Raw genomic sequence first — 14,387 nt, 5'->3', positions numbered from 1 at the left:
GCTCCGCCGGCAGCCCCGCCGCGCGCAGGCCCGCCGCCGCGGCCCCGGCGCGCGCCGCCTCGGCCTCGACGAGCGCCGCCACGCCGGGGCGCAGCAGCGCCACCGCCTCGGCCAGCGGCGCCTCGGGGTCCGGCGCGGCGGCGAGCCATTCGCGCGCCGCCCCCTCCTGCAGCCGGCGCAGCGCGAGCAGCGCGGCGAGGCGGGTCGCGGCCGGCGCCGGCGCGGCGTCGATCGCCTCCGCCGCCGCCTCGAGGCCGAAGGCGGCGTCGGCGAGCCAGGCGGCGCGGGCAGCGCGGGCCGGCGCGGCCTCGGTGGTCAGCCGCCCGAGCGCGGCGCAGCCGAGGCGGTTGGCGACCGCGTTGGCGAGGAGGGTGGCGAGCAGCTCGCGCCGCAGCCGGTGGCGGCGGGCGAAGCGGGCGAAGCGCTCCTCGCGCAGCGGCGCCGGGAAGTAGGCGAGGAGCAGCGGCTCGAGCGCCGGGTCGTCGGGCAGGCCGCCCTGCGCGATGGCGTCGGTGAGCCAGAGCTTGGCGAAGGGGAGCAGCGCGGCGATCTCGGGGCGCGTCAGCGCCTGGCCGGCGGCGATCCGCGCGGCGAGCGCCGCCGCGTCCGGCAGGCCGGCGAGCGCGCGGTCCAGCAGGCCCTCGGCCTCGAGCCGCGCCATCAGCGCCGCCTGGGCCGGCAGCTCCTCCGCGCCCGGCAGGGCCTCGAGGCTGACGGCGAGCGACTGCCGGTGGTTGTCGCGCAGGACGAGCGCGGCGACCTCGTCGGTCATCGCGGCGAGCAGCTCGTCGCGCTGGCGGCGGGTGAGGACGCCCTCGGCCATCGCGTCGGCGAGCAGGATCTTGATGTTGACCTCGTGGTCGGAGGTCGAGACGCCGGCGCAGTTGTCGAGCGCGTCGGTGTTGATCCGCCCGCCCTGGCCGCCGGCGCCGAGCCGCGCATACTCGACCCGGCCGGCCTGGGTGCAGGCGAGGTTGGCGCCCTCGCCGACGACGCGCGCGCGGACCTCGCGCCCGTCCACCCGCACCGCGTCGTTGGCGCGGTCGCCGACCTCGGCGTGGCTCTCCGTGCTCGCCTTCACGTAGGTGCCGATGCCGCCGAAGTAGAGCAGGTCCACCGGCGCGCGCAGGATGGCGCGGATCACCGTGGCGGGCTCGGGCCTCTCCTCGGCGATGCCGAGCAGGGCGCGCGCCTCGGGCGAGAGCGGCACGGTCTTGGCGCTGCGCGGATGGACGCCGCCGCCGGGGGAGAGCTTCGCCGGGTCGTAGTCGGCCCAGGAGGAGCGCGGCAGGGCGAAGAGGCGCGCGCGCTCCTGGTAGGAGAGCTCCGGGTCGGGGTCGGGGTCCACGAAGATATGGCGGTGGTCGAAGGCGGCGAGCAGGCGCGTCCTGCGGCTGATCAGCATCCCGTTGCCGAACACGTCGCCGCTCATGTCGCCGACGCCGACGCAGGTGAAGGGCGCCTCGTGCACGCCGCGGCCGAGCGCCTCCTGGAAGTGGCGCTCGATCATCACCCAGGCGCCGCGCGCGGTGATGCCCATGCGCTTGTGGTCGTAGCCGGTCGAGCCCCCGGAGGCGAAGGCGTCGCCGAGCCAGAAGCCGTACTCGGCGGCGATCTGGTTGGCGATGTCGGAGAAGCTCGCGGTGCCCTTGTCGGCGGCGGCGACGATGTAGGGGTCGTCGCCGTCGCGCCGCACGATGCCGGCCGGCGTGACGATCCGCTCGCCGACGATGTTGTCGGTGAGGTCGAGCATGGCGCGGATCAGGGTGCGGTAGGCGGCGATCCCCTCGGCCTGCAGCGCCTCGCGGTCGGCGGCGGGCGGCGGGCGGCGGAGGACGAAGCCGCCCTTGGCGCCGGTCGGCACGATGACCACGTTCTTGAGCACCTGCGCCTTCATCAGGCCGAGGATCTCGGTGCGGAAGTCCTCGCGCCGGTCGGACCAGCGGATCCCGCCGCGCGCCACCGGACCCGCGCGCAGGTGGCAGCCCTCCATGCGCGGCGAGAGGACGAAGATCTCGCGCCACGGGCGGGGCGCGGGCATCTCCCCGGCCTCGCCGCTCGCGATCTTCAGCGCGAGATAGTCCTTGCCCTGGTAGAAGTTGGTGCGCAGCACGGCGCGCGCGAGCGTCATCAGGCGCGCGAGGATGCGGTCCTCGTCCGGGCTCTCGACGCCGGCGAGCAGCGCCTCCCACTCGGCCGCGAGCGCCGCCTCGCGCGCCGGATCGCGCGGCCGGGCGGGGTCGAAGCGGGCATGGAACAGCTCGACGAGGATGCGCGCGGCCCCGGGGTGGGCGGCGAGCGCCGCCTCGACGCTCGGCTGGGCGAAGGGGAAGCCGACCTGCTTGAGCCAGCGGAACATGGCGCGCAGCAGCCAGCATTCGCGCCAGGTGAGACCGGCGCGCAGGACCAGGCGGTTGAAGCCGTCCGCGTCCGCCCGGCCCTCCTGCAGCGCGGCGAGCGCCTCGAGCAGCGCGGCGTCGCGCTCCTCGCCGCAGGGGGCCGCGGCGCGCAGCGCGAAGACGTGCAGCACCACCTCCGCCGCGTCCGCCGGGGTCAGGCGGTAGGCCACCTCCTCGATCGCGCGCAGGTCGAGGCTCTCGAACAGCGGCAGCGCGTCGGCGAGCGCGATGGCGCCTCCCGGGTTGGCGACGCGCAGCGTCAGCGCCTCGGCCGGCGCGCCGGGGGCGCGCTCGATCCGCGCCGCGGGACGGCCCGCGGCGAGCGCGCGCTCGGCGAGATGGAGGTCGGCGACGCCCTGGGCGGCGGTGGCGACCTCGCGGTAGGTGGGGGGGAAGGCCTCGCGCCAGCGCGCGAGCAGCCGCGCCGCCGCGGCCTCGCCCGCCTCCGCGGCGAGCGCCTCGGCCAGGCGGTCGCGGAAGCCGCGCGCGGCCTCGGCGATCGCGGCCTCGAGCGCCGCCGCGTCCACCGCGGGGACGCGGCCCGGGGTGGTGGCGATGATGTAGTGCACGCGGGCGAGCGGGGCGTCGCCGACCGCGACGTAGCTGGCCGAGAGGCGGCCGGCATGGGCGCGCGCGAGCATGGCGCCGACGCGCTCGCGCAGGCGCGTGTCGAAGGTGTCGCGCGGCAGCCAGGCGATCGCCGAGACGAAGCGCCCGAACGGGTCGCGCCGCAGCACCAGCGCCGCGCGCGGATGGATCTGCAGGTCGAGGGCGCGGCGGGCGCCGGCCAGGATCTCCGCCTCCGGCGCCTGGAACAGCTCGTCGCGCGGCCAGGTGTCGAGGATGTTGCGCAGCGCCCGCCCGTCGTGGCTGTCCGGCTCGACCCCGGCCATGGCGAGGATGCGCTCGGTCTTCTCGCGCAGCAGCGGGATCGAGCGCGGGTTGCGGTTGTAGGCGGAGGCGGCGAACAGGCCGAGGAACAGCCGCGCGCCCCGGACCCGCCCGTCCTCGCCGAAGATGCGCGTCGCCACCACGTCGGCGTGCTGCGGGCGGTGCACGGTGGCGCGCATGTTGGCCTTGGCGACCGTGAGCGGCGCCGCCGGGTCGAGCAGCGCCGCGCGCACCGCGGGCGGGACGGCCGAGAGGTCGCGCAGGGCGTCGAACACCGCCACCGCGGGGTCGCGCAGCAGGCCGAGATTCTCCGCCGCGGCCACCGCGAGGCCGCCCTGCGGGGAGAGGTCGAAGCGGCGGTGGCCGAGCAGGACGAAGTTGTCGTCGGCCAGCCAGCGCAGGAACTCGCGCGCGACCGCCGGATCGAGGGCGCCGTCGCCGGCGGCCCGCGGGGCGGCGGCGAGCTCGGCCTCGGCCTGGCGCAGCCGCGCGAGCATGGCGGGGAAGTCCTCGACGGCGGCGCGCAGGTCGGCCATGGCGCGGCGCAGCGCCGCCTCGAGCCCGGCCCAGTCGTCCTCCCCCGCCGCCGCGGCGGCCGCGCCGGGGCCGTCGCCGCCGAGCGTGATGCGCATCATGCTCTCGCGCTCGGGCGAGGCGGGGTCTATCGCCAGCAGGCGGCCGGTCGCCGGGTCGCGGCGCACCGGGACGACGGGATGCAGCAGGCGCCGCACCGTCCGCCCGCGCAGCGAGAGCGCGGCGAGCGCGGTGTCCACCAGGAAGGGCATGTCGTCGGTGACGATCTCCGCCACCGCGCGCGGGCCGCGTCCGGGGCCGGGGGGGAGGATGCGGACCTTGGCGGTGCGCGGCGGCCGCTCGGCGGCGAAGGACCACAGGCTGGCGGCGGCGGCGGCGAGCGACTCCGGCGATTCCGCCGCGAGCTCGGCGGTGGTCAGCGCGGCGTGCATCCGCCGCAGCAGCGCCGCGGCGTCGGGCGGGAGGTCGGGGGCCAGGCGGAAGAGCGCCTCCTCGGCCGCGCGCAGCAGCTCCTCCCGCGCCGTGTCCTGCAGGTCGAGGCCGCCGCTTCGGTCGTCGTCGGGCATCGGGGGAACTCCCAGGGCGCCGCCAGGATCGTCCGGGCGGCCGGTGGGCGGCAAGCGCCGCGCGCCCGCCCCGGCCGCCCGGGGGCGGCCCTGCCGCCGCGGCGGGCGTTCTGCTAGGGTCGGACCATGACGCTGACGCTCGCCGATCTCCTCGCGCCGATGGCGCCGGAGACCTTCTTCGCCGAGTACCACGACCGCCAGCCGCTGCACCTGCGCGGGGAGGCGGCGAAGTTCGCCTCCGTCCTGTCCTGGCGCCAGATCAACCGGCTGCTCGACATGACCCACATCTGGACCAGCCACTCGCTGCGGCTGGTCCTGGACGGGGTGCCGGTGCCGCCCGAGCAGTACTGCGTCCGCGCCACCACGCGCGAGGGCGTGCCCGGCCTGCAGCCCGACGCCCGCCGCGTGCAGGAGTGGGTGCGGCGCGGCGCCTCCGTCGTGATGAACGACGTGGACAGCCTCACCCCGGGCCTCGCTGCGGTGTCGGAGGCGCTGGAGGCGGCCGGGCTCGGCAAGGCGCAGGCCAACGTGTACATCTCCTGGCAGAGCCACAAGGCCTTCCCGGCGCACTACGACACCCACGACGTCTGGGCGGTGCAGGTCGAGGGCGAGAAGACCTGGAACATCTGGGAGGGCCGCGCCGAGTGGCCGATCGCCCATCCGGCGTTCCGTGCCGAGGGCCAGGAGCACCACGAGCGCGCCAAGGGGGCGCTGCGCGCGCGGGTGGTGATGAGGCCGGGCGACCTGCTCTACCTGCCGCGCGGCTGGTACCACGACGCGCTGGCCGAGGCGCCGGCCTCGGTGCACGTGGCCTACGGCGTGCACGCGCCGCTCGGGATGGACTTCCTGCAGGTGCTGCTCGAGCGCGTGCTGCACGACGTGGAATTCCGCAAGCCGCTGCCGCGCCAGGACGGCAGCGCGGCGGCGAGGTTCGCGCTCACCGCCCGGGCGGCGCAGCTCGGCGGGCGCCTCGCCGAGCTGTGCCGGGACCCGGCGGTGACGGCGGCGCTCGAACGGATGGTGCGCGAGTTCCGCTTCCGTCGCGGCGGCTACGACCTGCTCGCGGCGCGCGGCCTGGCGCCGCCCGCCGCGGGCGACGCCGAGGCAGGGCGCGGGGAGGACGCGGTCTTCCGCGTGGTCGCGAACGGCGCGCGGCCGGTGCGGCGCGGCGCGGAGTTCGTGCTGAAAGGGCCGCAGGGGGGGGCGGCGCTGCCGCTTTCCGCCGCGGAGGCGGCGGCGGCCGGCTGGATCCTGGCGCGGCCCGACGTGACCGAGGCCGAGCTGCGCGCGGCGCACCCGGCGGTGGACGCGCCCGGACTGCTCGCCCGGCTCTGCGCGGCGGGCGTGCTCGCCGCGGTGGCCGCCTGAGCGGGAGCGCGCGGCGGCGGACATGGCGGCGGCATTCCTCCTCCCGCTGGCGCTGCTGCTCGCCGCCGCGCCGCCGGCGGCGGCGCAGCCGCGCTCGTTCAGCTGCGTCGGCGCGGAACGGCTCGAGGACGACGTCTTCGCCGTTCCCTTCGCGCGCGGCGGCGCGACGATCGAGGAGGCGGCGCGCAGCCCGCTCGCCGCCGCGGCGCAGCTCGCGCGCGAGCAGCCGGAACGCCTGGTCTGCGTGCTCGGCCATGCCGCCCCGGACGAGGGGGGCGCCACCACCGGCCAGCGCCTGGCGGCGAGCCGCGCCCGCGCGGTGGCGGAGCGGCTCGCGGCGATGGGGGTGGAGCGCGACCGCATCCGGGCGGAGGCCCGCCACGCCAATTTCAGCCCGCGCCTGCGGCGCGACCCCGCGGCCGCGCGCGGCGCGGTCGTCGTCGTCCTGCCGGCGCCGGTGACGCCGTAGCGCGGCCCCCGGGCGAGGATCGCCGCCGGCCGTCTTGCCGCAGGGAGAGCACCGACCGATGCCCGACGCCGCCCCCGCGCGCCCCGCGGACCGCGCCCTCGGCTCCGCCTGGGAGGACGCCTGGCTGCTCGACGGGGTGCGCACGCCCTTCGCCGATCTCTGCGGCCCCTTCGCCCAGGTCTCGCCGACCGACCTCGGCATCAAGGCGGCGCGCGAGGCGCTCGCGCGCGCCGCCGTGGCGCCGGAGGAGGTGGACACGGTGATCGCCGGCAGCCTCGCCCCGGGCGGCTTCGATGCGCTCTACCTGCCGCGCCACGTCGGCCTCTACGCCGGGGTGCCGATCGCGGTGCCCTCGGTGCTCGTCCAGCGGCTCTGCGGCACCGGCATCGAGGCGCTGATCCAGGCCGCCGACGCGGTGACGCACAAGGAGGGGATCGCGGTCGCGCTCTGCGTCGGCACCGAGAGCATGAGCCGCAACCCGATCGCCGCCTTCACCCACCGCACCGGCTTCCCGCTCGGCCGGGTGGAGTTCAAGGACTTCCTGTGGGAGGCGCTGCACGACCCCGCGCCCGGCGCGACCATGGGCGGCACGGCGGAGGAGCTCGCGCGCCGCTACCGGATCACCCGCGCCGAGGTGGACGCCTTCGCCGCGCGCAGCTTCGAGCGGGCGCTGGCGGCGCAGGCGAGCGGCTTCCTCGCGGGCGAGATCGTCCCGGTGCGGAACGAGGTCTTCGCCCGCGAGGGCTGCGCCGAGCGCGCCATCGCCCTGCCGCGCGGCGTCGAGGAGGTCTCCGCCGACACCCATGTCCGCCCCTCGCCGGTGGAGGCGCTGGCGAGGATCCGGCCGGCCTTCGGCGGGGTGCAGACCGGCGGCAATTCCTCCGGCATGGTGGACGGCGCGGCGGCGGCGGTGGTCGTCTCCGGCGCCTGGGCGCGGGCGCGCGGCCGCGCCCCGCTCGCGCGCCTGGTGGCGGGGGTCGCCGTCGGCTGCCCGCCGGAGATCATGGGCATCGGCCCGGTGCCGGCGATCCGCGCGCTGCTCGCCCGCACCGGCCTCGCCCTCGGCGAGATCGCCCGCTTCGAGATCAACGAGGCGTTCGGGGCGCAGGTGATGGCCTGCGCGCGGGAGCTCGGGATCGACGAGGACCGGCTCAACGTGAACGGCGGCGCCATCGCGATCGGCCATCCGCTCGCCGCGACCGGCCTGCGCCTCGCGGTGACGCTGGCGCGCGAGCTCCGGCGCAGCGGCGGGCGCTTCGGCATCGCCTCCGCCTGCATCGGCGGCGGCCAGGGCATCGCGCTGCTGATCGAGAACCCGGAGGCGGGCGGCACCGGCGTGCGCTGACGGCGGCGCCGGCGCAGGCGGCGGGCCGGGGGCGCCTCTAGCCGGCCGCCGCCGCGGCTGGCATGGTGGCGCCGTCTTCCAGCGCAGGGACCCGGGACGGATGCAGGACAGCAGGGCCGGCGGCGCGCCGGCGCGGCTCAGGATCGGCTATCTCGGCAGGCCGCCGCACCCCTCCTTCTTCGAGGCGGCGCGCGCCCACCCCGAACTCGAACTGGTCGAGATCGCGCCGAGCGAGTCGGGCGAGGCGATGCGCGCCCAGCTCCGCTCCTGCCACGCCTACTACGTGCGGGCCTCGCGCCAGGAGCTGCCGCGGCCGATGCACGTGACGGCGGAGTTCCTGGCGGCGGTGCCGAACCTGCTCGCCGCGGTGAGCTCGGGCGCCGGCTTCGACCCGATCGACGTCGCCGCCTGCACCGATGCCGGGGTGGCGGTGGTCAACCAGGCCGGCGCCAACGCCCAGGGGGTGGCCGAGCACGCGGTCGGCATGATGCTCGCGCTGCTCAAGCGCATGCCGGAGACGGCGGCGGCGATGCGCGCCGGGCGGGCCGAGGACCGCGCCGCCTTCATGGGGCGCGAGATCGCGGGGCGCACGGTCGGGCTGGTCGGGATCGGCCATGTGGGGACGCGCGTCGCCGCGATCCTGCGCGCGGCCTTCGGCTGCCGGGTGCTGGCGGCCGACCCCTATCTCGACGCCGCGACGGTGGCCGCGCGCGGGGCGGAGAAGGTGGAGCTGCCGACGCTGCTCGCCGAGAGCGACGTGGTCTCGCTGCACTGCCCCTACGACGCGACGACGCGCGGCATGTTCGGCGCCGCGGCCTTCGCCGCGATGCGCCGGGGCGCGGTGTTCGTCACCACCGCGCGCGGCGGCATCCACGACGAGGCGGCGCTGCTCGAGGCGCTCGAATCCGGCCACCTCGCCGGCGCCGGGCTCGACGTCTGGGTGGACGAGCCGCCGCCCACCGACCATCCGCTGCTCGCCCATCCGCGGGTGATCGCCACCCAGCACACGGCGGGGGTGACCGAGGAGAGCCGGCGGCGCATCGCCCGCTACGCGGTCGAGGCCTTCGCCGAGATCGCCGCCGGCCGCCTTCCGCCACGGCTGCAGAACCCGCAGGCGCTCGAGCGCTACCGCGCCCGCTGGGCGGAGGCGTTCGGCCGCGCGCCGGCATTCTGAGGCCGGGCGGAGCGGGGGCGGCCGCGCTCCCTCCCGGCGCGGCCGCCGGAGAGCACGCCGCCGCGGGCGTCCCGCCGTCGCGGCCGGGCCCCGCCGGCGCCCTGCGGCGCCGCGGGCCAAAGCTTTGAATTCCGGGCGGTCTGGCCTATCTGAGCGGAAACAGCCGCCGGCCGCCGCCCCCGCCCGCCGGCGCCCGCCGGATTCCCGATGACCGACATCCCGCCCGCCCGCATCCGCAACTTCGCGATCATCGCGCACATCGACCACGGCAAGTCCACGCTGGCCGACCGGCTGATCCAGCTCACCGGCGCGCTCTCCGAGCGCGAGATGAAGGAGCAGGTGCTGGACTCGATGGAGCTCGAGCGCGAGCGCGGCATCACCATCAAGGCGCAGACCGTGCGCCTGCGCTACCGGGCGAAGGACGGGCAGGAGTACGTGCTGAACCTGATGGACACGCCCGGCCACGTGGACTTCGCCTACGAGGTGAGCCGCAGCCTCGCCGCCTGCGAGGGCTCGCTGCTGGTGGTGGACGCCTCGCAGGGGGTGGAGGCGCAGACGCTCGCCAACGTCTACCACGCGATCGAGGCCGGGCACGAGATCGTGCCGGTGCTGAACAAGATCGACCTCCCCGCCGCCGAGCCGGAGCGGGTCAAGCAGCAGATCGAGGAGGTGATCGGCCTCGACGCCTCGGAGGCGATCCCGATCAGCGCCAAGACCGGGCTCAACGTCGAGGCGGTGCTGGAGGCGATCGTGACGCGCCTCCCCCCGCCCCGGGGCGACGCGGAGGCCCCGACCAAGGCGCTGCTGGTGGACAGCTGGTACGACCCCTATCTCGGCGTCGTCGTGCTGGTGCGCGTCAAGGACGGGCGGCTGCGCAAGGGCCAGCGCATCCGCATGATGTCCACCGGCGCGGTGCACACGGTGGAGCAGGTCGGCGTCTTCACCCCGAAGATGGTGGCGGTGGAGGAGCTGGGGCCGGGCGAGATCGGCTACCTCACCGCGGCGATCAAGACGGTGGCCGACACCAAGGTGGGCGACACCATCACCGACGACCGCAACCCCGCGGCCGAGCCGCTGCCCGGATTCAAGCCGAGCGTGCCGGTGGTGTGGTGCGGCCTCTACCCGGTGGACGCCGACGACTTCGAGAAGCTGCGCGACAGCCTGGCCAAGCTCCGCCTCAACGACGCCGCCTTCCACTACGAGCCGGAGACCTCGGCCGCGCTCGGGCTCGGCTTCCGCTGCGGCTTCCTCGGCCTTCTGCACCTCGAGATCGTGCAGGAGCGCCTCGCGCGCGAGTTCGGCCTCGAGCTGATCGCGACCGCGCCCTCCGTCGTCTACCGGCTGCGCTGGACCGACGGGCGCGTGACCGAGCTGCACAACCCGGCCGACATGCCGGACCCGACGCGGATCGCGGCGATCGAGGAGCCGTGGATCAAGGCGACCATCCTCGTCCCCGACGACTACCTCGGCGCCGTGCTCACGCTCTGCAACGAGCGGCGCGGGCAGCAGGTGGAGCTCACCTACGTCGGCAGCCGCGCCATGGCGGTCTACCGCCTGCCGCTGAACGAGGTGGTGTTCGACTTCTACGACCGGCTGAAGTCGGTCTCGCGCGGCTACGCGAGCTTCGACTACGTGATGGACGGCTACGCCGAGAGCGACCTCGTCAAGGTGACGATCCTCGTCAACGGCGAGCCGGTGGACGCGCTCTCCTTCATGGCGCACCGCTCGGCGGCGGAGAGGCGCGGACGGGCGATCTGCGAGAAGCTGAAGGACCTGATCCCGCGCCAGCTCTTCAAGATCCCGATCCAGGCGGCGATCGGCGGGCGCATCATCGCGCGCGAGACGATCCCGGCGCTGGCCAAGGACGTCACCGCCAAGTGCTACGGCGGCGACATCACGCGCAAGCGCAAGCTGCTCGAGAAGCAGAAGGAGGGCAAGAAGCGCATGCGCCAGTTCGGCAAGGTCGAGATCCCGCAGAGCGCCTTCATCGCGGCGCTGAAGATGGACGCCTGAGCGGGCGGGCGCCGCGCCGGCCCGCTCGGGCGGCGCCCGGCCTACTCCTCCGCGCGGCCGGCCGCCGCCAGCCGTTCCATCCCGGCACGGAAGGCGGCGCGCAGCGCCTCGCGCTCCGCCTCGGGCAGCCGGTTCGCCGTGGTGTGGAACAGCAGGGCCGCCGCCGCCCGCGCCGCCGCGAGCAGGGCGAGCAGCCGGGGGCGCGCGGGGCCATGCGCTCCGGCGTGCGCGGCGCGGGGTCGTGGGCGGCGAAGAGGGCGGGCCGCGGCGGCGTCCTGCCGGCGGCGTTGCTCATGGCGCCGGGTCCGCCCCGGCCGGCGCGCGGCCGGGCGCCTCGCGCACGAGCGGGCTGGCGCGGGGATCCCGGCGCACCGCCGCCGCGCAGGCGAGCAGCGGGCCGAGCGGGTCTGGATTCGGTATGGGAACAGGCTAGACTGTTGCAACAGGACCGTGAATCCCGGCGCCGCAGAGCCGGAGGCGGTGGGGCGGAAAGGCCATCGCGCGCGACGCGACGGCCTTGACAGCCGTCCCGGCCGCCCGACAGGCCCGGGAACGGCCGCACGGCACCGGCGCTGCACGAAGGAGGAGAACCCGCCATGGCAACACTCTCCCGGCGCGCGCTCGTCGCGCCCGCCGTGCTGGGCCTTGCGGCCGCCCCGCTGGCCGCCCGCGCCCAGGCCTCCTACCCCACCCGCACCGTCACCATCGTGGTGCCCTTCGCCGCCGGCGGCCCGACCGACACCGTGGCGCGCCTGATCGCCGAGGCGATGAGCCGCGACCTCGGCCAGACCGTGGTGGTGGAGAACGTCGGCGGGGCCGGCGGCACGCTCGGCGCCGCGCGCGTCGCGCAGGCGCGGCCGGACGGCTACACCCTGCTGCTGCACCACATCGGCATGGCGACCATCCCCACCCTCTACCGGCGCCTGCCCTACGACCCGATCAACGGCTTCGAGACCATCGGCCTGATCACCGCGGTGCCGATGACGCTGGTGGCGCGCAAGGACTTCCCCGCCAACACCCTGCAGGAGGCGATCGCGGTGATCCGCCGCGAGCGCGACAAGCTGAACTACGCCAACGCCGGCATCGGCGCCGCCTCGCACCTCTGCGGCCTGCTGCTGATGAGCAAGGTGGACGCGCCGATGACGACCGTGCCCTTCCGCGGCACGGGGCCCGCGATGCAGGAGCTGCTCTCCGGCCGCGTGGACCTGATGTGCGACCAGACCACCAACACCACCGAGCAGATCCGCGCCGGCGAGATCAAGGTCTTCGCCGTCACCACGCGCGAGCGCGTGCCCAGCCTGCCGAACGTCCCGACCGCGGCCGAGGCCGGGCTGCCGGACCTCGAGGTGACGATCTGGCACGGGCTCTACGCGCCGCGCGGCACGCCGCGGCCGGTGATCGAGCGGCTCTCGCGCGCGCTGCAGGCGGCGCTCAAGGACCCCAAGGTGGTGCAGCGCTTCGCCGACCTCGGCACCACGCCGGTGCCGGAGGAGCAGGCGACGCCGGAGTTCCACCGCCAGTTCTGGATGGCGGAGATCGCGCGCTGGCGGCCGCTGATCCAGGCGGCGGGCCAGTACGCGGACTGACGGCGGCGCGGCCGCCCGGCGGCGAGGGCCGCTGCCGCCTCGCCGCCCGCGGCCGGGCGCGCGGCGACGGCGCCCCGTCCGTGACCGGCTCTACGGCTCCTTGCCCGGCCCGGCCTCCGCCGGGCCGGCCCGCATCCTGCGGATTTCCGCCTCCAGCGCCGCGGGCGGCACGGCGGGCAGCCAGCGCGCCGGCACCTCCATCGCCCGGGCGAGGCGGCGCCTGTACTCCGCGCGCGGGATCTCCAGCGCGCCGAACTGCGCGAGGTGCGCGGTCAGGAACTGGGTGTCGAGCAGCGTGAAGCCGCCGAGGCGGAGCCGCGCCACGAGATGCACCAGGGCCACCTTGGAGGCGTCGCGCTCGCGGCTGAACATGCTCTCGCCGAAGAACGCCCCGCCCAGCGCCACGCCGTAGAGGCCGCCGGCGAGCCGCCCCTCGGCGTTCCAGACCTCGACCGAGTGGGCGTGGCCCTGCTGGTGCAGGGCGCCGAACAGGCGCTCGATCTCCGGGTTGATCCAGGTGTCCTCGCGCCCCGGCGCGCGCGCCGCGCAGCCCGCGATCACGGCGGCGAAGTCCGCGTCCGCGCTCACCCGGAAGCGGCCGGAGAGCACGGTGCGCGCGAGCCGCCGCGGCAGGTGGAAGCCCTCATCGAGCGGCAGCACGCCGCGCAGCTCGGGATCGAGCCAGTAGAGCCGCTCCCCCGACCGGCTCTCCGCCATCGGGAACAGGCCCGCGCGGTAGGCGCGGAGCATCAGCTCGGGGGTGATCTCGAAGGCGCGGCGGCTCATGACGCGGCGGTGACGGCGGACCTCGGCAGCGAGTATGCCGCAGGAGGCCGCGCCGCGGGAACGGCGGCGGGACGGCGGCGGGTCACTCCTCCTCCGGCGGGGCGGGGGCGACGGGGAGGATCGCGGTCTCCTTCGCCGTGGCGAGGGCGACCAGCACCTCCGTCCGGTCCACCGCGGACTGCCCTCGCAGGCCGGCGAGGAAGGCCTCGAGCGCGGCGAGGTCGGCGAGGCGCAGCTTCAGCAGATGGGTCCAGGCGCCGCTGACCTGATGGCATTCCAGCACCGTCTCCTCGCGCCGCATCGCCTTGCGGAAGGCCGCCTCCTCCTTCGTCCCGCCGCGCAGGGCGACGAAGACGAAGGCGAGCAGCGGGCAGCCGACCGCGACCGGGTCGAGGTCGGCGCGCCAGCCGCGGATCACCTGGCGCTCCTCGAGCCGCTTCACCCGCTCCGCGGTGGCGGAGACGGAAAGCCCCGCGACCTTGGAGAGTTCCGCCAGCCCCGCGCTGCCGTCCTGCTGCAGGGCGACGACGATCTTCCGGTCTATCGCGTCCATGGCCGGAGGATATGCGCCTTTCGGGGCGGGCGGAACGGAAGAGGGCGAGATTCGCGCGGGAAGGGTGACGCGAAGGGCGCGAGGGCTTCCGCCGCGCCGCGGCGGGGTTGCCGCTTCCCGGCGCGGGCCGGGGGCTGCTAGCCTCGCCGCATCCGCCACGCGAAGCCCCGGAGGTTCCGCCCATGGGCATCCCGCTCGAACAGTTCGCGGCGCGGTGCCGCGAGGCCCTGATGGCCCATCCCGGCCCCGAGGGCCGGCAGAGGGTCTGCGCCCTGGTGAAGGAGGCGCTGCGGGATCCGGCCTTCGTCGCCGCCTACATCCCGGAGGGCACGCCGGAGCGGAAGGTGCTCTACGAGGACCCGGAGCTCGGCTTCGCCATCCTCGCCCACGGCTATGCGGGGCCGAAGGGCAGCCCGCCGCACGACCACGGCCCCTCCTGGGCGATCTACGGCCAGGTGGCGGGCGAGACGGTGATGACCGACTGGGAGTGCGTCGCCCGTCCGGCGGAAGGCCGGCCGGGCAAGGCGCGGCGCCTGCGCGACTACGTGCTGCGTCCGGGCGACGCGCACCTCTACGAGCCGGGCGTGCTGCACTCGCCCCGGCGCGACGGGCCGACCCGCCTGCTGCGCATCGAGGGCGTCAACATGGAGCGCGTGAGGCGCGATCCCTACGAGGCGGTCGAGGCCGCGCCGGCGGCGTAGGC

Annotated in this window: 10 protein-coding genes; 7 read left to right on the top strand and 3 right to left on the bottom strand. The window is 76.3% G+C overall.

Features of this window, described 5'->3' with window-relative positions:
- A partial coding sequence (locus K1J50_RS06835; RefSeq protein WP_220116959.1) for an NAD-glutamate dehydrogenase domain-containing protein occupies positions 1–4,390 on the bottom strand: 4,390 nt, incomplete at its 3' end.
- 126 nt (positions 4,391–4,516) lie between these two features.
- On the opposite strand from K1J50_RS06835, the gene K1J50_RS06830 reads away from it, so the two are divergent.
- From K1J50_RS06830 to K1J50_RS06805, 6 genes are all read left to right on the top strand, one after another.
- Complete coding sequence (locus K1J50_RS06830; RefSeq protein ID WP_220116958.1) at positions 4,517–5,758, top strand: cupin domain-containing protein; 1,242 nt, start codon at positions 4,517–4,519, stop codon at positions 5,756–5,758.
- 22 nt (positions 5,759–5,780) lie between these two features.
- On the top strand, positions 5,781–6,227 hold the full coding sequence (locus K1J50_RS06825; RefSeq protein WP_220116957.1) for an OmpA family protein: 447 nt from the start codon (positions 5,781–5,783) through the stop codon (positions 6,225–6,227).
- Between the two features lie 58 nt (positions 6,228–6,285).
- On the top strand, positions 6,286–7,572 hold the full coding sequence (locus tag K1J50_RS06820) for a thiolase family protein (RefSeq protein WP_220116956.1): 1,287 nt from the start codon (positions 6,286–6,288) through the stop codon (positions 7,570–7,572).
- Between the two features lie 100 nt (positions 7,573–7,672).
- On the top strand, positions 7,673–8,746 hold the full coding sequence (locus K1J50_RS06815; protein WP_220116955.1) for an NAD(P)-dependent oxidoreductase: 1,074 nt from the start codon (positions 7,673–7,675) through the stop codon (positions 8,744–8,746).
- A gap of 207 nt (positions 8,747–8,953) precedes the next feature.
- Entirely contained in the window at positions 8,954–10,759 is a 1,806-nt protein-coding gene (gene lepA, locus K1J50_RS06810) for a translation elongation factor 4 (protein WP_220116954.1), read from the top strand.
- A gap of 596 nt (positions 10,760–11,355) precedes the next feature.
- A complete protein-coding gene (locus K1J50_RS06805) occupies positions 11,356–12,345 on the top strand; it encodes a tripartite tricarboxylate transporter substrate-binding protein (RefSeq protein WP_220116953.1) in 990 nt (329 codons plus the stop codon).
- Positions 12,346–12,435: 90 nt separating this feature from the next.
- On the opposite strand, the gene aat is transcribed toward K1J50_RS06805, so the two are convergent.
- Both aat and K1J50_RS06795 read right to left on the bottom strand, forming a co-directional pair.
- A complete protein-coding gene (aat, locus tag K1J50_RS06800; RefSeq protein ID WP_220116952.1) occupies positions 12,436–13,131 on the bottom strand; it encodes a leucyl/phenylalanyl-tRNA--protein transferase in 696 nt (231 codons plus the stop codon).
- A gap of 82 nt (positions 13,132–13,213) precedes the next feature.
- Positions 13,214–13,684 carry an Lrp/AsnC family transcriptional regulator gene (locus K1J50_RS06795; RefSeq protein WP_220116951.1) on the bottom strand — a complete coding sequence of 157 codons (471 nt, stop codon included), beginning with the start codon at positions 13,682–13,684 and terminating at the stop codon, positions 13,214–13,216.
- Between the two features lie 182 nt (positions 13,685–13,866).
- Here K1J50_RS06795 and K1J50_RS06790 point away from each other — a divergent pair, with 182 nt between their 5' ends.
- Complete coding sequence (locus tag K1J50_RS06790) at positions 13,867–14,385, top strand: cupin domain-containing protein (RefSeq protein WP_220116950.1); 519 nt, start codon at positions 13,867–13,869, stop codon at positions 14,383–14,385.
- The last annotated feature ends 2 nt before the right edge of the window (positions 14,386–14,387 follow it).

Origin of the sequence: Caldovatus aquaticus (genome assembly GCF_019458025.1) — a bacterium.
GTDB classification, from domain to species: Bacteria; Pseudomonadota; Alphaproteobacteria; order Acetobacterales; family Acetobacteraceae; genus Caldovatus; species Caldovatus aquaticus.
The sequence above is the reverse complement of the archived record's forward strand: the minus strand, read 5'-3'. Positions and strand labels throughout refer to the sequence as shown.